The sequence below is a fragment of the Pseudomonas sihuiensis genome, from assembly GCF_900106015.1.
Taxonomy (GTDB): Bacteria; Pseudomonadota; Gammaproteobacteria; order Pseudomonadales; family Pseudomonadaceae; genus Aquipseudomonas; species Aquipseudomonas sihuiensis.
In genome coordinates, this window is the sequence record NZ_LT629797.1 from 4,776,542 (window position 1) to 4,797,491 (window position 20,950).

Here is a 20,950-nt window from a genome sequence, read left to right on the forward strand (position 1 = left end):
CATGATCGTCGATACCCAGGGCCAGGCCCTGAGCGTTCTGAGCAAACTGGCCCAGGCCGACTGGCCAGACCGCCTCAAGGTACGCAAATCCTTCGAGAAGCTCGTCTATAGCGGTAGCCGCGCCAGTTTTCGCTTGGCCGCCGGCGGCACCAGCAACAAGTCGCGCGCGGCAGCCGATGACCTGTTTGATCTGTCACTGACCGAAGAGCAGCAGATGCTGGTAGACATGCTCCAGGGCTTTGCGCTGGAGGTTCTGCGCCCGGCTGCGCCCGGGGCCGACGCCGAGGCTCACGTGCCTGCCGCACTGCTCAATCAGGCGCATGAACTGGGCCTGGCACACTATGGTGTTGCCGAGGCACAAGGTGGTCTTGCTGGGGAGCGCACCGTGCTGAGCAACGCGCTGATCGCCGAGAGCCTGGCGCAGGGCGACTTTTCTCTGGCCGCGGCCTTGCTGGTTCCGCTGTCTGCCGCCAATTGCATTCGGCGCTGGGGAAGCTCTGCGCAGCAGGCTGCCTGGTTGCCGGCATTTGTCAGTGAACAGGGCGTGCCAGGCTTCGCGTTGGCGGTAACAGAGCCTGGCGTATTGACCGATGCTGGTCAGCCCGCGACGCGGGCGCGCAAGCGCGGCAAGCACTATCTGCTCGATGGGGAGAAGGCGCTGGTCATCGCCGGTCTGGCTGCCAGTCGATTGATCGTAAGCGCTCAGGCAGTTGATGGCCCGGCGCTGTTTATCGTCGATGCGGCGAGCAAAGGTGTCTGTCGCCGTGCCGAGCCGGGCATGGGGCTCAAGGCTTGTGGGTTGACACGTATTGAGCTGAAAGGCGTCAAGGTTTCTAGCGATTGCCGTCTGGCAGCTGATGGCTTCGACTTTCCGGCCTTTCTCGATTATTCGGCCTTGGCATTCTGTGCCCTTGCAGTCGGTACGGCGCAGGCGGCACTGGACTACGTGACGACCTACTGCAACGAGCGCCAGGCGTTCGGCGAGCCGATCAGTCATCGCCAGGGGGTGGCCTTCATGGTGGCCGACATCGCCATCGAGCTGGACGCCATGCGCCTGCTGCTCTGGCGTGCCTGCGCCCGTGCAGAGTCTGGTCTGCCGTTTCGCCGTGAGGCGTACCTGGCACGTCTGCTCTGCGTGGATAAGGCGATGAAGATCGGCTCCGACGCGGTGCAGCTGCTCGGTGGCCATGGTTTTACCCAGGAGCACCCGGTCGAGCGCTGGTATCGCGACCTGCGCAGCTTGGCGGTGCTCGCTGGCGGCCTTCATCTCTGAACAGGCAGGCAACCATGAACCTGGAAACCCCGAAGAAATTCCGCGGCCTGCAGCAGCAGGCGCAGCAGGTGGCCAAGCACTATTTCCGGCCGATCTCGCGCAAGTACGACCAGGCCGAGCACGCCTATCCCAAGGAGCTGGACCTGCTCGCCGCGCTGCTCGACGGCATGAACGAGGGCTCACCCGACGCCGTCGGTGCCGGCTCGGCCAGCAAGCGTGGGGCAGCACGTGAGCAGCAGGCAGGCATCAAGAATGGTGGCAACATGGCTGCGCTGCTCGGCGTGATTGAGCTGTGCTGGGGCGATGTCGGCCTGCTGCTGGCCATGCCGCGTCAGGGGCTGGGCAACGCGGCCATTGCTGCGGTGGCCAATGACGAGCAACTGGCGCGGTTCGGCAAGACCTGGGCGGCCATGGCCATTACCGAGCCGGGCTGTGGTTCGGATTCGGCGGCGATTCGCACCACGGCGGTAAAGGATGGCGACCACTACATCCTCAACGGCGAGAAGATCTTCGTCACCTCCGGCGGGCGCGCCGATGCCGTGGTGGTTTGGGCCACGCTGGACAGAAGTCTGGGGCGTGCGGCGATCAAGTCCTTTGTAGTGGAGAAGGGCACGCCGGGGATGACGATTACACGTCTGGAGAAGAAGCTGGGGATAAAGGCATCCGATACGGCTTCGATCAGCCTCAGCGATTGTCGGGTGCCGGCGGCCAACCTGCTGGGCAACGCCGAGATCGACGTGCAAAAGGGCTTTGCCGGGGTCATGGAAACCTTCGACAACACTCGGCCGCTGGTTGCTGGCATGGCGGTCGGCGTGGCGCGCGCGGCGCTGGAGCGTACCCGTGAATTGCTGAGCAAGGCCGGTTGCCGCTTTGATTACGCCAAGCCACTGCTGAGCGTTACCCATGCCGAGGCCACGTTGTATCGCCTGGAGGCGGAATGGGAGGCGGCGCGTCTGTTGACCTTGAAGGCTGCCTGGATGGCTGACAACAAGTTGCCCAACTCGAAAGAGGCCTCGATTGCCAAGGCCAAGGCCGGACGTGTGGCCAGCGAGGTGACGCTCAAGTGCGTGGAGCTGGCCGGTGCGCTGGGCTACGGTGAGGATGAGTTGCTGGAGAAGTGGGCACGCGATTCGAAGATTCTCGATATCTTCGAAGGCACCCAGCAGATTCAGTTGCTGATCGTCGCCCGGCGCCTGCTGGGCAAGAGTTCCAGCGAGCTCAAGTAATCAAGGTAATCCAATCCGCCGCGAGCTTGGTGCACGTGGTGCACCCTACAAGAAAAAGCCCGCATCTGCGGGCTTTCTCTTAGAAACGGAAGACTTCCGTATCGATCTTGATCGGTTCCGCCACCGGAATCTTCGGCCCGGCAGCGGCTGGGTCCTGCGGTTTGGCTTTGGCCACTGGAGGCTTCTTGCGCGGCGGCTCGGGGGTAGGCTCGGCTGCAGCGATGGGTTGAATGGCCACAGCCAGTTCAGCGGCCAGGCGCTGCAGCAGGGTGCTCTGCGCCTTGACCTGTTCGGCCAGAGGGCCGTTGTGCGGCTCTTCCAGGCGGATCAGACGGCTGTCGCGTAGCTGCCCGCGGCGGTCGAGCAGGCGCCATTGCGCCTCCAGTACGGCCGGCTGGGTTGGCCCGGAGTCCAGGCGGGTGATGGTCAGCATGACCTGTGCATCGGCACTGAAGCCTGGTGCCGCCGGGGCTAGAACCAGGCGCTGGCTATCCAGGCGCCAGGCCAGCTGGCGCAGCATCTGCTGGTCGATGTCATTGGCCAGGCCGCTGGCCCAGCGAGCGTCCTGAGCTGCGACCAGGCTGCCGTCGGCCTGACGCTGCAGCAGATTCTGCTGGCGCAGGTAGTCGGCCACGCTGATCGGGCCGACCAGCACGGTCACGCCATTGTCCTTGGTCGGCGTCACGGCCTGGCCGCTGTCAAGTTGGTAAAGGGGAACCGGCTTCTGCTGCAGCAGACTGCAACCACTCAATGCGAGCAGCATGGTCAGAAGCAGCGCCATAGGGCGTACTACAGTCATCATTAATTCCAGGCAGCCGCTTCTGGGGCAGCTGCATATCGATCCCATATCATGCTGTGGGGTCATTTGCGCATGACCCGGGGTGCGTATCATCCGTCAAACCGCGCTACGACTCCAGCCTTGCCTGCTGGCTGGTAGCGCGGATATCCCGGACGAACGGGGCGTGTTGCCGACGCTATTCCACCAGCAACTGGTCGACGCGCTGGAAGCCTCGCGGCAGCTTGTTACCGCGGCGGCCGCGCTCGCCCTTGTAATGCTCGAGGTCGTCGGCTTTGAGTGTCAGGGTACGCTTCCCGGCCTGCAAAACCAAACTGGCGCCGCTGGGCAGTACGGCCAGATCGGTCAGATATTCCTCACGCGAGGCTACGCGCTCGCCGGGAATGCCGATGATCTTGTTGCCCTTGCCTTTACCCAGTTGCGGCAGATCGGTGACCTTGAACAGCAGCAGGCGACCTTCGGTAGTCACCGCGGCCAACCAGTCGTCTTCCAGGTTACTGACTGGCTTGGGTGCGACCACCTTGGCGCCGTTGGGTAGCGTCAGCAGTGCCTTGCCCGCCTTGTTCTTGGCCTGCAGATCCTCACCCTTGACCACGAAACCGTAGCCAGCGTCGGAGGCGATGACGTACAGGGCGCTGTCTTCCGGCAGCATCACGCATTCGAAGGTCGCCCCTGGTGGTGGCGTCAGACGACCGGTCAGCGGTTCGCCCTGGCCGCGTGCCGACGGCAGGCTGTGGGCGGCGAGCGAATAACTGCGACCTGTCGAGTCGATAAAGACTGCGTACTGGTTCGAGCGCCCCGGCGCTGCGGCCTTGAAGCCGTCGCCAGCCTTGTAGGACAGGCCGGTGGCGTCGATGTCATGGCCCTTGGCGCAGCGCACCCAGCCTTTTTCCGAGAGCACCACGGTGACCGGTTCGGTCGGCATCAGCTCGGTTTCCGAGAGGGCCTTGGCCTCGGCGCGGGCGACGATCGGCGAGCGGCGGTCATCGCCGTACTTCTCGGCGTCCTCGATGATTTCCTTGCGTACCAGCTTCTTCAGCTTGGCTTCGCTGCCGAGCAGGGCCAGGAGTTTCTCGCGCTCCTTGGCCAGCTCGTCCTGCTCGCCGCGGATCTTCATCTCTTCCAGGCGCGCCAGTTGACGCAGGCGGGTGTCGAGGATGTAGTCGGCCTGCACATCGGTAAGGCCGAAGGTTTCCATCAGCACCGGCTTGGGCGAATCCTCGGTGCGGATGATGCGGATCACCTCGTCGAGGTTGAGGAAGGCGATCAGCAAGCCTTCCAACAGGTGCAGGCGCTTTTCCACCTTGTCCAGGCGGAACTGCAGGCGACGGCGCACGGTGCCGACGCGGTACACCAGCCACTCGCTGAGCAGGTTGCGCAGATCCTTGACTTGCGGCTTGCCGTCGAGACCGATGACGTTGGTGTTGACTCGGTAGCTGGACTCCAGATCGGTGGTGGCGAACAGGTGGGTCATCAGTTCGTCGGCATCGACGCGGTTGGAGCGCGGGATGATGACGATGCGGGTCGGGTTCTCATGATCCGACTCGTCACGCAGGTCGGCGACCATCGGCAGCTTCTTGGCCTGCATCTGCGCGGCGATCTGCTCCAGCACCTTGGCCCCGGACACCTGGTGCGGCAGGGCGGTGACGACGATATCGCCGTCCTCGATGCGATAGACGGCGCGCATGCGCACCGAGCCGCGGCCAGTCTCGTAGATCTTCAGCAGATCGGCCTTGGGCGTGATGACTTCGGCTTCGGTGGGGAAGTCCGGCCCCTGAATGTGTTCACAAAGCTGCTCGACAGTGGCGCCAGGCTCGTCCAGCAGGCGTACGCAGGCGGCCGCCACCTCGCGCAGGTTGTGCGGCGGCACGTCGGTGGCCATGCCGACGGCGATGCCGGTGGTGCCGTTGAGCAGCAGGTTGGGCAGGCGCGCCGGCAGGGTCGCCGGCTCGTTCATGGTGCCGTCGAAGTTGGGTACCCAGTCGACGGTGCCCTGGCCCAGCTCGGACAGCAGCACCTCGGAGTAGCGCGACAGGCGCGCCTCGGTATAACGCATGGCGGCGAAGGACTTGGGATCGTCCGGTGCCCCCCAGTTGCCCTGACCGTCGACCAGGGTGTAGCGGTAGCTGAACGGCTGCGCCATCAGCACCATGGCTTCATAGCAGGCACTGTCGCCGTGCGGGTGGAACTTGCCGAGCACGTCACCGACGGTACGCGCGGATTTCTTGTGCTTGGAGTCGGCGTCCAGGCCCAATTCGCTCATGGCGTAGATGATGCGTCGTTGTACGGGTTTCAGGCCGTCGCCGATGTGCGGCAGGGCGCGGTCCATGATCACGTACATGGAGTAGTTGAGATAAGCCTGCTCGGTGAAATCGGCGAGTGACCGGCGTTCAACGCCTTCCAGGCTCAAATCGAGGGATTCGCTCATGCGGGCCTCATTGCAAGGTTGATTGGCGCAGCACCAGGGTGCCGCCCTTCTGACTGAATTCGAGTTGTTTCAGGGCGCTCATGCCCAGCAGCACTTCGTCGCCGTCCATGCCTGGGGCGATCAGTGCGGCGACGTCACGTAGTTCGATATCGCCCAGGCGCAGGCTGGCCAGGCGTGTGCGATGCCCGGTAGCACGGCCGTTGGCCGTGCTGATGATGATCGGCGCGCCGCGTTGCAGGCCAAGACGCTCGGCCACCGCGCTGGGTATTGCCACCTGGGTGGCGCCGGTGTCGAGCAGGAAGGTCACGTCATTCCCATCGATCTGGCCATTGACCAGGTAGTGACCCTGACGACTGCTGGCCAGGCTCACCTCGACGAAACCATCGCCATGCACCGACTGCGGTGTCTGGTTGGGGTTGCGCTGGCGATCTTCCCAGTTACCGAAGAAGTGCGTGGCCAGCAGCAGGCCGGCGCCCCAGGCGAGCACCAACATCACTCGTCCGGCACGACGGCCCGGCGTCTGTTCGCTCACGGGCGCCGGCTCCAGCCGCCCTTGGGCGCGGCAAAACGCCAGACGATGGGACGCTCTTCGCCATCGGCGCGGGTCTGGCTGCCGTTGTCGACGCCGATCCAGGCGCCATCCTTGTCGATCCACAGCGCTTCGGCCATGCCGTAGTCCGGTGCGTAGCGGCGTGGTTCGCTCAGGGCTTCGCTGGCGAACGACCAGCAGATCTCCGCGACACCGTCGCTCAGTGTGCGCCGGCAGATACGGTGGGCCTGACGCTCAAGGGTAAAGAGCTTTTCACCGAAATAGGCCAGGCCGGAGAAGTCGCGTGGTGCCATATGGCCGCCGAGCGCTTCGGGCGACGCCTCGTCACCGCTTTCGCTGGTCAGCACGCAGCCGCCGGTACAACGCCAGCCGCTGCCGCGACGATGCAGTACTGTGAGGCCGCGGCGGCGCTGTTCGGCAGCCAGCCACAGGCGATCACCGGCCGGATCGATGGCGATGCCTTCGAAGCCCTGGTTGAAGTGCAGCAGCATGCCGCTGGCGCGGGCCTGGCGCACCAGTCCGCTGGGCAGGTTGAGCCACTGCGCGTTGCCGTTGCTGCTGACCTGCAGTACGGCGGCGCGGGTTTCGCTGACCAGGTAACGGTTGCCTTGTGCGTCGCAGGACATTCCCTCGAAATCCAGTGCGCCACCGCGTACCAGGCCGGCCACCCAGTTGCGCATGCGCAGGCCCCAGGGCAGGGCGCTCTCGGGCGGTTCGGGAGCAACGAAGGTTTCTGCTTCGGCGCGCAGCAGCCCTTCCTCTCTATGCAGTTGATAGAGGCGGTCGTCGTCACGGTCGGAAACTGCCCACAGCGTTTCGCCGCACAGGGCCAGGCCGGACAGGTTGCCGCCCGGCATTTCCGTCACCGGGTATTCGGCCTCCAGCTTGAGCTCTTCCAGCACCACTGGCTCGGCGTTCGCGACGCCGGCCAACAGACCGAGTGCAAGGAGGTGATTACGCATCAGGCCAGTACCTCGGCCAGGTTGCCCTTGGTTTCCAGCCAGCTCTTGCGATCACCGGCGCGTTTTTTCGCCAGCAGCATGTCCATCACTTCGCGGGTGCCTTCGAAATCATCCAGGGTCAGTTGCACCAGACGTCGGGTGTTGGGGTCCATGGTGGTTTCGCGCAGCTGCGGCGGGTTCATCTCGCCGAGGCCCTTGAAGCGGGTGACCTGTGGCTTGCCGCGACGTTTCTCGGCCACCAGGCGGTCGAGGATGCCGTCGCGCTCGGCGTCGTCGAGGGCGTAGAAGATCTCCTTGCCCAGATCGATGCGGTACAGCGGCGGCATGGCCACGTAGACGTGACCGGCATCCACCAGCGGGCGGAAGTGACGCACGAACAGGGCGCAGAGCAGGGTGGCGATGTGCAGGCCGTCGGAGTCGGCGTCGGCAAGGATGCAGATCTTGCCGTAGCGCAGCCCGCTCAGGTCGCTGGAGCCGGGATCGATACCGACGGCCACGGCGATATCGTGCACTTCCTGTGAGGCCAGGACTTCGCTGCCGTCCACTTCCCAGGTGTTCAGGATCTTGCCGCGCAGCGGCATGATGGCCTGGAACTCCTTGTCGCGTGCCTGCTTGGCGCTGCCGCCGGCGGAGTCACCCTCGACCAGGAACAGCTCGCAACGCAGCGGGTTCTGCCCCGCGCAGTCGGCCAGCTTGCCGGGCAGCGCCGGGCCTTGAGTGATCTTCTTGCGCTCGACCTTCTTGCCGGCCTTGAGGCGGCGGCCGGCGTTGCTGATGGCCAGTTCGGCCAGCGCCAGGCCGGTTTCCGGATGGGCATTGAGCCACAGGCTGAAGGCATCCTTGACCACACCGGAGACGAAGGCGGCGGCTTCGCGCGAGGACAGGCGCTCCTTGGTCTGGCCGGAGAATTGCGCGTCCTGCATCTTCATCGAGAGAACGAAGGCAATGCGTTCCCAGACATCTTCCGGGGCCAGTTTCACGCCACGCGGCAGCAGGTTGCGGAACTCGCAGAACTCGCGCATGGCATCGAGCAGGCCCTGGCGCAGGCCGTTGACGTGGGTGCCGCCCTGCGCGGTGGGGATCAGGTTGACGTAGCTTTCCTGCACCGCGTCGCCGCCTTCAGGCAGCCACAGCAGGGCCCAGTCCACGGCTTCCTTGTTGCCAGCCAGGCTGCCGACGAAGGGCTCGGCCGGCAGCCGCTCGAATTCGCTGACGGCATCGACCAGATAGGAGCGCAGGCCGTCCTCGTAATGCCACTCGACCTTCTCGCCCGAGGCTTTGTCTTCGAAGCTGACGTTCAGGCCCGGGCAGAGTACGGCCTTGGCCTTGAGCACATGCTTGAGGCGGCTGATGGAGAACTTGAAGGAGTCGAAGTACTTGGCGTCCGGCCAGAAATGCACGCTGGTGCCGGTGTTGCGCTTGCCGACGCTGCCGATGACTTCCAGCTCGCTGGCCTTGAGGCCGTCGGCAAAGCTCATCTGGTATTCGTTGCCGTCACGCTTGACGGTGACCACCACGCGGGTCGACAGGGCATTGACGACGCTGATGCCGACGCCATGCAGACCACCGGAGAACTGGTAGTTCTTGTTGCTGAACTTGCCGCCGGCATGCAGCTTGGTAAGGATCAGCTCGACGCCCGGTACGCCTTCTTCCGGGTGGATATCCACCGGCATGCCACGGCCATCGTCGAGCACTTCCAGCGAATTATCCTCGTGGAGGATCACCTGGATCGACTTGGCGTGCCCGGCCAGGGCTTCGTCGACGCTGTTGTCGATGACTTCTTGGGCCAGGTGGTTGGGGCGTGTGGTGTCGGTGTACATGCCCGGGCGCTTGCGCACCGGGTCGAGGCCGGAAAGGACTTCGATGGCGTCTGCGTTATAGGCGTTCTGCTGGGCCATAGGGTCTCTTGGTCGTCAATTGAATGCGGAAAAGTCGGTATCGCGCCAAAGTGTGGCGTTAATGCCGGCAAAAGCGAAGAGTGTCGGCAGGCGTTCGGCGAAGCCCTGGAAGCCGTGGTCGCCCCCGGCCTGGATGCGCAGGGCGCAGGCGCGGTAGTAACGCTCGGCGTCACGGTAGTCGAGGGTTTCGTCGCCGGTCTGTAGCCAGATCTGGTAACGCGCCGGGTCGTTCGGCGCTGCAACGTCGAGTTCGGCCAGCGCGTGGACGTGATCCTCGGTGAGGTCCCAGGTCTCGTCGCTGTAGTAATTCTTCTGTGGGCCCAGGTAGCCGTCGAAACGCAGGTGCGGCTGCACGGCCGGGTTGATCAGCAGCGCCTTGAGTCCATGCTGTTCGGCCAGGTAAGTGGCGTAGTAGCCACCCAGGGAGCTGCCCACCAGCACCGGCGCCCCGAGTTCGCTGATCAGCGCCTGCAACTGGGCGATGGCCTGGCGCGGATGATGATGCAGGGCCGGTACGCGCAACTGGTTTTCCAGGCCCAGGTGGGCCATGGCGCGGCTCAACTGGCTGGCCTTGTGCGAGGCTGGCGAGCTGTTCAGGCCGTGTATATAGAGGATGGATGCGGTCATGGAGCGGGAGGCTACTCGTCCGGGGCCTCAAGCTGCAAGCTTCAAGCTGATTGGGGGTATGTCAGTAACCCTTGACGCTGTAGTCCACTTCGAAGTGGATGCCGGTGACGCGCGATACACCGGTGTCCAGCCTGCCGTCGGCATGCAGGCGCAGCCAGCGATAGCCGGGGGCTTCGCTGTCCACCTGAAACTCCTCGCTGCCCGGCGCGAACTGCACGCAGGTCGAAGGCGAGGCGAGCAGGCGCAGATTACCGCGCTGCTGGTCGAACTCCTGATGGATATGCCCCCAGAGCACGGTGCGTGCCTGCGGGTAGCGGTCGAGCACGGCGAACAGGGCGTCGGGGTTGCGCAGGCCGATGGGTTCCATCCACTTGCAGCCGATGGAGACCGGATGGTGGTGCAGGCAGATCAGGTGATGGCGCTGCGGCGCTTCGCTGAGGGCGCGTTCGAGCAGTTCGAGTTGACTGTCGGCAAGAAAACCGGGCACCGCGCCGGGGATCGATGAATCGAGCATGACGATGCGCCAGGCACCAAGGTCGATCACCGGCTCCAGCAGCTCGCTGCCCTGGCAGGCGGCCTGCATGGGAGGGATTTCGTCATGATTGCCGGCCAGCCAGCGGGTTGGTGCGTCGATGGCTGAGGTGAGTTGGCGAAAGCGCTGATACGACGCTTCGCTGCCGTCCTGCGAAAGATCACCTGTAGCCAGAATCAGGTCGATCTGCGGCTGTTCCTGCAGGACCCGTTCGATCACCCGCTGCAGGCTGTCGCAAGTATCCATGCCCAGCAGCTTGCCGTCCGCTTCGGCGAACAGGTGACTGTCGGACAACTGCACCAGCAGTACCGAGGAATCAGTGGATTGGGTGGGCAGGCTCGGCAAGACCATCTCCTAGGGCGCAATCGGGTGAATTATGGTGGTTGCCGCAGCAAAGGGAAAACCCGGGAAGCGGACGCAGGTCACAGAAAAAACGCCAGAAGCGCTTTTTGCCATCGTTCGCGACAGTCGTCAGGCAGGGCGGGCCGCCCAAACAATACGACGCCGCGCTATCGGCCAGGCATCGAAAAGCTTGATCGCCGCCTTACATCACCGGCTGCGGTTCATGCCCGCAGGCCAGGCAATGGCTCAGCCATTCGCCGAGGAACAGGTTGAGCTGACTCTTTTCGTCCGGTTGATGCATCGCCGCGTTGGGGTAGGGGTAGCGAATATGCAGGCGACGTGCGTTCTCTGCGCTGACGACCTCGGCCATGCGCGCGTCGTGATAGACCCGCACTTCCAGCTGCGGCACCGGTAGCCAGGGCAGGCTGTGTTCCTGGCGCACGCACAGGGTGGTGGTGTAGGGGCAACTTTCCAACACGTCCAGCGCCAGCACGCCGAGCAGATGCTCACCCTGGCTCAGCGCCACGCGTCGGCTTTCCGTGTGCTCACGCATGTTCGGCAGCAGGCGCATCAGGCGCGCGTAGTTGGCCTCGCAAGCCGCTTGCAGCTCGACCAGGTCGACCCGATAGCGCTCGCGTAGCAGATTCACGACCACATCCCCCGCACTTCGTCGCGGTTCAGCGCCAGCCATTGCAGGGCGATGATGCTGGCGGCGTTGTCGATACGCCCGTCGCGCACGGCGGCCAGGGCATCCTCCAGCGGCATCACCTGTACCCGGATGTCCTCGCCTTCTTCGGGCAGACCATGCACACCGCCGGCACCTTCACTGCTGCAGCGACCGACGAACAGATGCACGCGCTCGTCCGAGCCACCAGGCGAAGGGTAGTACTGGGTGATCGGCCACAGCGACGTCAGGGGCAGGTCGGCTTCCTCGATGGCTTCGCGACGCGCGACCTCCTCGGGCTCCTCGTCCTTGTCGATCAGGCCTGCGACCAGCTCCAGCAGCCAGGGGTTGGCGCTCTTGTCCATGGCACCGACGCGAAACTGCTCGATCAGCACCACTTCGTCGCGCTGCGGATCGTAAGGCAGCACGCACACGGCGTCGTGACGCACGAACAGCTCGCGGGTCAGCTGCGGGCCCATGTTGCCGGCGAACTGGCGATGGCGCAGCTTGATCCGGTCGAGGCGGTAGAAGCCGCGAAAGCAGTTCTCGCGCTCGATGATGTCGATGTCGTCTTTGCCCATGGCAACTCCCCAGATAGTCGTAACGGGCCAAGCTCAGACTGTGTGAAAACTACTGCGCTCGCTCATGCTGCGTTAAAAAACGGCTCAAAATGCTCATTTACAACTCGTAAGCTGCGCTTTTCGCCGTTCTATGCCTTGCCTGAGCTTCGCTCGCTACGTTTTCACACGGTCTGATGCGGCCCGTTACCTGTCACACTAGCGAGCATAGCGCTGCCAGATCAAGCTTCCATGACTGCCTGCTACACGCGTTGGTAGAGTTGGCTGCCTTGCGCCTTGAATTCCTCGGCCTTGGCCTGCATGCCTTGCTCGGCATCCAGATCGACGGCGTCGATGCGCTGCTCCTTGGCGTACTCGCGCACTTCCTGGGTGATCTTCATCGAGCAGAACTTCGGCCCGCACATGGAGCAGAAGTGTGCCACCTTGGCCGAATCCTTCGGCAGCGTCTCGTCGTGGAAGGCGCGGGCGGTGTCCGGGTCGAGGCCGAGGTTGAACTGGTCTTCCCAGCGGAACTCGAAGCGCGCCTTGGACAGGGCGTTGTCGCGGATCTGCGCGCCCGGGTGCCCTTTGGCCAGGTCGGCCGCGTGGGCGGCGATCTTGTAAGTGATGATGCCGGTCTTCACGTCATCCTTGTTCGGCAGGCCCAGGTGCTCCTTGGGCGTGACGTAGCAGAGCATGGCGCAGCCGAACCAGCCGATCATCGCTGCGCCGATGCCGCTGGTGATGTGGTCGTAGCCCGGCGCGATGTCGGTGGTCAGCGGGCCGAGGGTATAGAACGGCGCCTCGTCGCAGCATTCGAGCTGCTTGTCCATGTTCTCCTTGATCAGTTGCATCGGCACGTGGCCGGGGCCTTCGATCATGCACTGCACGTCGTGCTTCCAGGCGATCTTGGTCAGTTCGCCGAGGGTTTCCAGTTCACCGAACTGCGCTTCGTCGTTGGCGTCGGCAATCGAGCCCGGACGCAGGCCATCGCCCAGCGAGAAGCTGACGTCGTAGGCCTTCATGATTTCGCAGATGTCTTCGAAATGGGTGTAGAGGAAGTTCTCTTTATGGTGCGCCAGGCACCACTTGGCCATGATCGAGCCGCCGCGCGAAACGATGCCGGTAACGCGCTTGGCAGTCATTGGCACATAGCGCAGCAGTACGCCGGCGTGGATGGTGAAGTAGTCCACGCCCTGCTCGGCCTGCTCGATCAGGGTGTCGCGGAACAGCTCCCAGGTCAGGTCTTCGGCAATGCCGCCGACCTTTTCCAGCGCCTGATAGATCGGCACGGTGCCGATCGGTACCGGCGAGTTGCGGATGATCCACTCGCGGGTTTCGTGGATGTGCTTGCCGGTGGACAGGTCCATCACGGTGTCCGAACCCCAGCGGATGCCCCAGGTCAGCTTGGCCACTTCTTCTTCGATGGACGAGCCGAGCGCCGAGTTGCCGATATTGCCGTTGATCTTCACCAGGAAGTTGCGGCCGATGATCATCGGCTCCAGCTCCACGTGGTTGATGTTGGCCGGGATGATGGCGCGGCCACGAGCCACTTCGCTGCGCACGAACTCGGGGGTGATCTCTTTCGGGATGGCAGCGCCGAAGCTGTGCCCGGCGTGCTGTTCGTTGAGCAGACCGGCTTCACGCGCCTCGGCCAGCTTCATGTTTTCGCGGATGGCGATGTATTCCATCTCGGGCGTGATGATGCCCTTCTTGGCGTAATGCATCTGGCTGACGTTGTGCCCAGCCTTGGCCCGGCGCGGGTTGCGCACGTGGGCGAAGCGCATCTTGGTCAGCTCGGCATCGTTCAGGCGGCGCTGGCCGAACTCGGAGGACAGGCCCGGCAGTTTCTCGGTGTCACCGCGGTCTTCGATCCAGGCGCTGCGCACGTCGGCCAGGCCCTTGCGCACGTCGATGGTGACGTTCGGGTCGGTGTAGGGGCCGGAGGTGTCGTAGACGGTGACCGGGGCGTTGATCTCGCCACCGAAGTCGGTCGGCGTCACGTCCAGGCTGATCTCGCGCATCGGCACGCGGATGTCCGGGCGCGAGCCTTGTACGTAGACTTTCTGCGAACGGGGGAAGGGTTGTACCGACTGCTGGTCGACCTGGGCGCTTTCGCTCAGGTTCTTTTGTTGTTGTGTGCTCATCAAGGCTCTCTCCGGGATAGATGTCGGAGTTGGAACCTGAGCGGACGAAGGGCGCGAGATACACCGTGGGCGGTGCCGAGAGGACTCGCCGGTACGCTGGCGAGGACATCTTGTTCCCTACGCAGGCCTTAACCTGATCAGGTTCAACGGGATCCGGCAGCTGCCAATCTCAGCCCCGCATTTGGGGCACCCCGACAAGAACTCGGGCAGTCTAAACAAGCTGGTGGGAGAAAACCAACTCGGCGGTCAATAAATATCGACCCGTGCGTCGGAAAGCGACTGCTCGCGCTGCTGGTGGCGGATTGTTCCCGACGAGCAACATAGCTTGCCGCCAGCTAGACTGATGCCGTCCATGGCGCGCTTGACCCCCGACTGTGGCGACCCGTAGCCTTGCCGATTACCGCCTATTCAAGGATCGACATCCATCATGTTGCGCAGACTATCCCTGGCAATTGCCGTGGCCGCCGCTTCGGTGGCTCTGGTTCAGGCCGAAGAGGCCCCGCTGCCCTCCAAGACCGACCTGGTCACCGTGTATCAGGAAGCGGCGAAGAACAATGCCGATATCGCCGCCGCGCGCGCCGATTATCAGGCGCGCCGCGAAGTCGTACCGCAGGCGCGTGCAGGGTTGCTGCCCAACCTGTCCGCAGGCGCCAACTACGGCGATACGCGCACCGAAATAGATTCGCCCAGCGCCACTGTCTCGCGCAGTGGTCTGGTGTATCAGGCCAACCTCAGCCAGCCACTGTTTCGCGCCGACCGCTGGTTCCAGCTGCAGGCGGCCGAAGCGACCAGTGAGCAGGCCGCACTGGAGTTGTCGGCGACTGAGCAGAACCTGATCCTGCAGAGCGCCGAAACCTACTTCGCCGTGCTGCGTGCGCAGGACAATCTGGCCTCGACCCGGGCCGAAGAGGCTGCCTTCAAGCGTCAGCTGGATCAGGCCAATGAACGTTTCGACGTCGGTCTGTCCGACAAGACCGACGTGCTCGAAGCGCAGGCCGGTTTCGATACTGCGCGCGCCAACCGCCTGCTCGCCGAGCGCGCGGTGGATGATGCCTTCGAAGCCCTGGTGACTCTGACCAACCGCGATTATCTGGCCGTCGAGGGGATCGTCCACACCCTGCCGGTGCTGGCGCCGACGCCGAATGATGCCAAGGCCTGGGTCGACACCGCCGCGGCGCAGAACCTCAATCTGCAGGCCAGCCTGTACGCCGTGACGGCCGCCGAAGAGAGCTTGCGTCAGCGCAAGGCTGGCCATGCGCCGACCCTCGACGCCGTGGCCAGCTACCAGAAGGGCGATAACGACAGCCTGGGCTTCACCAACTCCGGTTCTCCTCTGTCTCCGCGTTATAGCGGCGACGTTTCGCAGCGTTCCATCGGCCTGCAACTGAACATCCCGATCTACAGCGGCGGCCTGACCAGCTCGCAGGTGCGCGAGGCCTACCAGCGTCTCGGGCAGACTGAGCAGCTGCGCGAAAGCCTGCGTCGCCAGGTGGTGCAAAACACCCGCAACCTGTTCCGTGCGGTGAACACCGATGTGGAAACCGTGCAGGCGCGGCGTCAGTCGATCATTTCCAACCAGAGTGCGCTGGAGGCCACCGAGATCGGCTATCAGGTCGGTACCCGCAACATCGTCGACGTGCTCGATGCCCAGCGTCAGCTATACAGCGCCGTGCGCAACTACAACGACGCGCGCTACGACTACATCCTCAACAACCTGCGTTTGAAGCAGGCCGCCGGCACTCTCAGTCCGGCCGACCTGGAAGCGCTGGGCAGCTTCCTCAAGCCGGACTACAACCCGGACAAGGACTTCCTGCCGCCAGATCTGGCTTCGGCCGCCGAGTCGCGCCTGCAAGGTAATCCGGATTTCTGATTCCTTCGCAGCAAACGAAAAGCCCGACTCGCGTCGGGCTTTTCGTTTCGGCGATATGGCGCGTAGGGTGCGCTGCGGGCACCGATCAGGTTGGCGGTGCGCTACCCGTGTTTGAACCGAGCTAAATCAGTCGTAGCCCGGATGTAATCCGGGGAATTGCCGGCGTGATGCTTGTCCCGGATTGCATCCGGGCTACAGAAGACGCTGCAAGCCCTCCAGCAAGCGCTCCAGCGCGCCCTGGTTGGCCTTGAGCACGCTCAGGCCTGCCTGGCTCATGCGCTGCATCTCGCTCGGCTCGCCCAGCAGTGCGGCAACCCTGTCCGCCAGTTGCGCGGCGTTTTCCACCTCGCCCAGGGCGCCGGCCTCACGCAATTGCGCGGCGATTTCCAGGAAGTTGAACAGGTGCGGGCCGCTCAGCACCGGCTTGCCCAGTGCGGCTGGCTCCAGCAGGTTATGGCCGCCATTGGCCACCAGGCTGCCGCCGACGAAGGCGATATCCGCCAGCGCGTAGAGAAACAGCAGCTCACCCATGGTGTCGCCCAGCAGCACCTGGTCGCTGGCTTGCACGGCTTCAGCCGTGGAGCGGCGGCGAGTAGTTAGCCCTTCGCTGATGCACAGCTCATGGACCGAGTTGAAGCGTTCGGGGTGACGTGGCACCAGAATCAGCAGTGCATCCGGTCGCGTCTGCAGCAACTGGCGATGGGCGGCGAGGACGATCTCGTCTTCACCGGCATGGGTGCTGGCAGCGATCCAGACAGGTCGAGTCGTTGCCTGCCATTGCTGGCGCAACGCATCTGCGCGTTGCAGTAGTTCGGCGTCGATCTTCAGGTCGAACTTGATCGAACCGGTGACTTCCACGCAGCCAGGGCGAGCGCCGAGATCGAGAAAACGCTGCGCCTCGGTCTGGGTCTGCACGGCGATCAGCGACAGTTCGCCGAGCATCGGTGCGGTGAGTTGGCCAAAGCGCGCATAGCCGCGTGCCGAGCGCTCGGAAAGGCGCGCATTGGCCAGGGCCACCGGGATACCGCGCTTGGCGCACTGATGGATGTGGTTCGGCCATAGCTCGGTTTCCATCACCACGGCTAGACGTGGTTGTACGCAATCAATAAAACGCGCGGCGGCCCAGGGAAGGTCATAGGGCAGGTAGCAGTGCTGCACGCTTGCACCGAACAGCGCCTGAATGCGCTCGGAGCCGGTCGGCGTCATGCAGGTCACGGTGATCGGCAGGTCCGGATAATGCGCCTGCAGCGCGCGGATCATCGGCGCGGCGGCAATGCTTTCCCCGACCGATACCGCGTGCACCCAGATGCCGCCCGGTTTCATCGCTGGCAGGCCGAAGGAGAAACGTTCATTGATACGCCGAGCGTAAGCCGGCGCCTTGCGCGCGCGCAGGGCCAGACGCAGGGCAATCAGGGGCAGGGCCAGGTGCAGCAGCAGGGTATAGAGAAGTCTGTTCATGGGGGCGCAGCTTAGCAGGCTGTTGAAAAACTATCTGCGTTGCCACTGCTGCGTTAAAAACAGGCTCAAAATGCTCATTTACAGCTCGTAAACTCCGCTTTTTCGCCTGTTTTTGCCTTGCATTGGCTGCCTCGCCTACGTTTTTCAACGGCCTGCTAGCGTCGCCGGTCATCCTCTGGAAGCGCGATCATGCCTGCGGACGTAGCAGTTCGCGCGCCAGGCAGTCGGCCAGCCAGTTGGCAGCAGGACCGAGTGCACCGTCGCGACGGCAGACCAGTTCCACCACCAGCGGCAGCGGTGCCCAGTCGCTGCGCAGTTCCTGCAGGTGGCCCTGGTAGGTTGGGTACTGCGCTACGTGGCGTGGCAGCCAGGCCCAGCCCACGCCACGTATCACCAGCTCGGCCATGACGTAGAAGCTGTCGGCGCGCCACACCAGTGGACTGATCTGCTCGCCGCCGGGGTAGTGGCTGTCCTGCGGCGTCATCAGCAGTTGACGATGTTCGGCCAGGTCGCGACGTTCCACGCTGCCGAGTTCGGCCAGCGGGTGTTGCGGGCTGCATACCGTGACCATCTCGATGGTGCCCAGGCGCTGGCTTTCCAATGCGCGTGGCATCTGTTCGTGATGAAACAGCAGGCCAAGATCGGCCTGGTGCTGCAGCAGCTTGCGCGCCACGTCGCCCTGGGCGCCGCTGGAAAGCTGCACTTCGAGCAGGGGGAAGGCGTCGGCTAGTGCCTCCAGGCTGGCCAGTACCGGCTGGTAGGGCATGGCCTCGTCCTGCGCCAGACGCAGGCGCGCCTCCTCGCCTCGTGCCAGACCCAGCGCGCGGCCATCGAGGCGCTCGCACTGCTGCAACACGCTGCGCGCCTGCTCCAGCAGCGACGCGCCTGCCTCGGTCAGCTGTGGCTGGCGACCGCTGCTACGTTCGAAGAGGGTGACGCCAAGATCGCTTTCGAGCAGGGCGATGGCGGTGCTGACCGCCGATTGTGCGCGTCCGGTTTGCCGAGCTGCAGCAGAAAAGGAGCGGCTCTCGGCGGTACGGACGAACAGTTGCAGTTGATCGAGATTCCAGTTCATGGCTGACCTATCTCAAATACAGATAGGTAATGACTTTATCCCATCATGGAAGAACTTAGAATTGCGCTCATCTTTCAGGAGTCGCCATCATGCCCGGATACCTCTATCTCGCCATTGCCATCGCGGCCGAAGTGGTTGCCACCACCTCGATGAAGGCTATCGACGGCTTCAACAAACCCCTGCCGCTATTGCTGGTGATCGGCGGTTACGCGATCGCCTTCTGGATGCTGATTCTGGTGGTGCGCACCATCCCGGTGGGCATCGCCTACGCCATCTGGGCGGGGTTGGGCATCGTCCTCGTCAGCATCGCGGCGATGTTCATCTACCAGCAAAAGCTCGATCTGCCGGCCGTGCTCGGCATGGGGCTGATCGTCAGTGGCGTGGTGGTGATTCAGCTGTTCTCGCAATCGACCGGGCACTGATGGGCCGCGGGTGGGGTAGCTGACGGGTTATACTGCGCGCCTGTTTTTCGCCGAGGCCCGTTCATGTCCCAGTCTCTCAGCACCGATGTCCTGATCGTCGGCGGCGGTATCGCCGGCCTCTGGCTCAACGCGCGCCTGCGTCAGCAGGGTTTCTCCACCGTTCTGGTGGAGCGCGGCAGCCTGGGCGGCGGGCAGAGCCTGAAGTCGCAGGGCATCATCCATGGCGGCGCCAAATACGCCCTGCATGGCGCGCTGACCGGTGCCTCCGAGGCCATCGCCGATATGCCGCGCCGCTGGCGCGAGGCGCTGGCCGGTAATGGCGAGCTGGATCTGTCCGGCGTACGCATTCTTTCCGACGCACATTACCTGTGGTCGCCCGGTACCCTGGCCGGCAACCTCACCAGCTTCTTCGCCAGCAAGGCGGTGCGGGGGCGGGTCGATCAGGTCAAGGGCGAGCAATTGCCGCCGGCGCTGCAGCATCCTAAGTTCAAGGGCAAGGTCTATCGTCTCGCCGAGCTGGTGCTCGATGTGCCGAGCCTGATCGCGCGCCTGGCCGAGCTGGCGGGCGACAGCCTGCTGGCCGCCGAGCGGATCGAGCCGCTGCAGGAAAACGCGGAGCTGTGCGGGTTGATCGTCGACGGACACGAGATTCGTGCGCAGCGTGTGGTGCTCAGTGCCGGTGCCGGCACTGCCGACCTGCTCGCCGCACTGGGCGTCGAGCAGCCCGCGCAGCAGTTGCGCCCGCTGCATATGGTGCTGGCCAAGGGGCCGGCGCTGAAACCCTTGTACGCCCATTGCCTTGGTGGCGGGCCGAAGCCTCGGGTCACCGTGACCACCCATCCGGCGGCCGATGGCCAATGGGTCTGGTACCTCGGCGGCGACCTAGCCGAAGCCGATGGCGTCGCCCGCGACGAGGCGGCGCAGATTCAGGCAGCACAGAAGGAAATGGCAGCGTTGCTGCCCTGGGTCGACCAGAGTCAGACGCGTTGGGCGACATTGCGAGTGGATCGCGCCGAACCCGCGCAGTCGGGCCTGGTGCGCCCGGACAACGCCTTTCTCGCAGAACAGCAGCGCCTGTTGGTGGGCTGGCCGACCAAGCTGGCGCTGGCGCCGGATTTCGCTGATCGCGTACTGGCCACGCTGCAGCGCGATAATCTGCAACCGGCAAGTCATGCGCCGCTGCCCGCACTGCCGCGCCCGCCGCTGGGCCAGCCGGTATGGGAGACGTTGCTGCCATGACCTCGCTGCACAATCTGCATCGTCCGCTGGGCTCCACTGGTTTTCAGGTTTCGCCGCTGGGCCTGGGCACGGTCAAGCTCGGTCGTGATCAGGGCGTCAAGTACCCCAACGGCTTCACCATTCCCGACGATGCACAGGCACTGGCCTTGTTGCGACAGGCGCGAGAGCTGGGCATCAATCTGATCGATACCGCGCCGGCCTACGGTGTCAGCGAGCAGCGCCTCGGCCCGCTGCTGCGTGGCCAGCGTGATGAGTGGGTGATCGTCAGCAAGACCGGTGAGGAGTTCGAGCAGGGGCGATCGCACTTCGATTTCTCCCCCGCACATACTCGCCTCTCGGTCGAGCGCAGCCTCAAGCGCCTGGAGACCGACCGTATCGATCTGCTGCTGGTGCATTCCGACGGCAACGATCTTGCAGTGCTGCGCGAGACAGGTGTGTACGAGACGCTGGCCGAGCTCAAGCGTGAGGGCAAGATCCTCGGCTATGGCATTTCCGGCAAGACCGTCGAGGGTGGGCTGCTGGCGCTGGAACAAGGCGACTGCGCCATGGTCACTTATAACCTGAGTGAGCAGGGCGAGAAGCCGGTATTGGACTACGCTGCCAGTCACGCCAAGGGCATCCTGATCAAGAAGGCGCTGGCCAGCGGGCATGCCTGCCTGGCCGAAGGTGTCGACCCGGTGCGCGCCAGCTTCGAGCTGATCTTCGCGCATCCGGGTGTCAGCAGCGCCATCGTCGGCACCATCACGCCCGCGCACCTGGCGGCCAATGTCGCGACTGTGGCGGCGGTTTTACAGGGCATCCGCTGAGGCCCCCCGGTCACGTCCTCTTACAGCCTTGGGTTGTGCTGGGTGGTCGGCTTGGGGCAGCCTTGAGCGGTTTTCGCT

18 protein-coding genes and 1 riboswitch are annotated in these 20,950 nt (G+C 64.1%); of the genes, 6 read left to right on the forward strand and 12 right to left on the reverse strand.

Annotated features, from left to right (window positions below; all coding sequences use genetic code 11):
- The first annotated feature begins 1 nt into the window (after position 1).
- On the forward strand, positions 2-1,273 hold the full coding sequence (locus BLT86_RS22395) for an acyl-CoA dehydrogenase family protein (RefSeq protein WP_017678629.1): 1,272 nt from the start codon (positions 2-4) through the stop codon (positions 1,271-1,273).
- A 14-nt stretch (positions 1,274-1,287) separates the two neighbouring features.
- Complete coding sequence (locus tag BLT86_RS22400; RefSeq protein WP_021487842.1) at positions 1,288-2,499, forward strand: acyl-CoA dehydrogenase family protein; 1,212 nt, start codon at positions 1,288-1,290, stop codon at positions 2,497-2,499.
- Positions 2,500-2,578: 79 nt separating this feature from the next.
- Here the strand turns inward: BLT86_RS22400 and BLT86_RS22405 are convergent, their stop codons facing one another.
- The 10 genes from BLT86_RS22405 to thiC form a co-directional block, all read right to left on the reverse strand.
- A complete protein-coding gene (locus BLT86_RS22405) occupies positions 2,579-3,301 on the reverse strand; it encodes a PqiC family protein (RefSeq protein WP_021487843.1) in 723 nt (240 codons plus the stop codon).
- A gap of 172 nt (positions 3,302-3,473) precedes the next feature.
- Positions 3,474-5,723 carry a DNA topoisomerase IV subunit A gene (gene parC, locus BLT86_RS22410; RefSeq protein WP_021487844.1) on the reverse strand — a complete coding sequence of 750 codons (2,250 nt, stop codon included), beginning with the start codon at positions 5,721-5,723 and terminating at the stop codon, positions 3,474-3,476.
- A gap of 7 nt (positions 5,724-5,730) precedes the next feature.
- Positions 5,731-6,216, reverse strand: a complete 486-nt coding sequence (locus tag BLT86_RS22415; protein ID WP_370730837.1) for a TIGR02281 family clan AA aspartic protease — start codon at positions 6,214-6,216, stop codon at positions 5,731-5,733.
- A gap of 35 nt (positions 6,217-6,251) precedes the next feature.
- Positions 6,252-7,235 carry an esterase-like activity of phytase family protein gene (locus tag BLT86_RS22420; RefSeq protein ID WP_021487846.1) on the reverse strand — a complete coding sequence of 328 codons (984 nt, stop codon included), beginning with the start codon at positions 7,233-7,235 and terminating at the stop codon, positions 6,252-6,254.
- Positions 7,235-9,133, reverse strand: coding sequence for a DNA topoisomerase IV subunit B (gene parE, locus BLT86_RS22425; protein ID WP_021487847.1), 1,899 nt, complete (start codon positions 9,131-9,133; stop codon positions 7,235-7,237). Before parE ends, BLT86_RS22420 begins: the two co-directional genes overlap by 1 nt.
- A 15-nt stretch (positions 9,134-9,148) precedes the next feature.
- Complete coding sequence (locus BLT86_RS22430) at positions 9,149-9,760, reverse strand: YqiA/YcfP family alpha/beta fold hydrolase (protein WP_017678636.1); 612 nt, start codon at positions 9,758-9,760, stop codon at positions 9,149-9,151.
- Positions 9,761-9,821: 61 nt separating this feature from the next.
- Entirely contained in the window at positions 9,822-10,643 is an 822-nt protein-coding gene (gene cpdA, locus BLT86_RS22435; protein WP_017678637.1) for a 3',5'-cyclic-AMP phosphodiesterase, read from the reverse strand.
- 193 nt (positions 10,644-10,836) lie between these two features.
- A complete protein-coding gene (locus BLT86_RS22440; protein WP_021487849.1) occupies positions 10,837-11,289 on the reverse strand; it encodes a DUF1249 domain-containing protein in 453 nt (150 codons plus the stop codon).
- The gene (locus BLT86_RS22445; protein ID WP_021487850.1) at positions 11,280-11,879 is read right to left on the reverse strand and encodes an NUDIX domain-containing protein; all 600 of its coding nucleotides are present in this window, start codon (positions 11,877-11,879) and stop codon (positions 11,280-11,282) included. Before BLT86_RS22445 ends, BLT86_RS22440 begins: the two co-directional genes overlap by 10 nt.
- Positions 11,880-12,118: 239 nt before the next feature.
- Positions 12,119-14,002, reverse strand: coding sequence for a phosphomethylpyrimidine synthase ThiC (gene thiC / locus BLT86_RS22450; protein WP_092379723.1), 1,884 nt, complete (start codon positions 14,000-14,002; stop codon positions 12,119-12,121).
- A gap of 97 nt (positions 14,003-14,099) precedes the next feature.
- Positions 14,100-14,206: riboswitch (TPP riboswitch) on the reverse strand.
- 223 nt (positions 14,207-14,429) lie between these two features.
- Between thiC and BLT86_RS22455 the strand changes: the two genes are divergently transcribed.
- Positions 14,430-15,872, forward strand: coding sequence for a TolC family outer membrane protein (locus BLT86_RS22455; protein WP_092379725.1), 1,443 nt, complete (start codon positions 14,430-14,432; stop codon positions 15,870-15,872).
- 192 nt (positions 15,873-16,064) lie between these two features.
- On the opposite strand, the gene waaA is transcribed toward BLT86_RS22455, so the two are convergent.
- Both waaA and BLT86_RS22465 read right to left on the reverse strand, forming a co-directional pair.
- Complete coding sequence (waaA, locus tag BLT86_RS22460; protein ID WP_092379727.1) at positions 16,065-17,330, reverse strand: lipid IV(A) 3-deoxy-D-manno-octulosonic acid transferase; 1,266 nt, start codon at positions 17,328-17,330, stop codon at positions 16,065-16,067.
- A gap of 187 nt (positions 17,331-17,517) precedes the next feature.
- Positions 17,518-18,405, reverse strand: a complete 888-nt coding sequence (locus BLT86_RS22465) for a LysR family transcriptional regulator (RefSeq protein ID WP_092379729.1) — start codon at positions 18,403-18,405, stop codon at positions 17,518-17,520.
- A gap of 89 nt (positions 18,406-18,494) precedes the next feature.
- On the opposite strand from BLT86_RS22465, the gene BLT86_RS22470 reads away from it, so the two are divergent.
- The 3 genes from BLT86_RS22470 to BLT86_RS22480 all read left to right on the forward strand — a co-directional run bounded on the left by BLT86_RS22470 (position 18,495) and on the right by BLT86_RS22480 (position 20,872).
- A complete protein-coding gene (locus BLT86_RS22470) occupies positions 18,495-18,827 on the forward strand; it encodes a DMT family transporter (RefSeq protein WP_021487855.1) in 333 nt (110 codons plus the stop codon).
- Between the two features lie 63 nt (positions 18,828-18,890).
- On the forward strand, positions 18,891-20,066 hold the full coding sequence (locus BLT86_RS22475) for an NAD(P)/FAD-dependent oxidoreductase (RefSeq protein ID WP_092379731.1): 1,176 nt from the start codon (positions 18,891-18,893) through the stop codon (positions 20,064-20,066).
- Positions 20,063-20,872, forward strand: a complete 810-nt coding sequence (locus tag BLT86_RS22480) for an aldo/keto reductase (protein WP_092379733.1) — start codon at positions 20,063-20,065, stop codon at positions 20,870-20,872. Before BLT86_RS22475 ends, BLT86_RS22480 begins: the two co-directional genes overlap by 4 nt.
- The last annotated feature ends 78 nt before the right edge of the window (positions 20,873-20,950 follow it).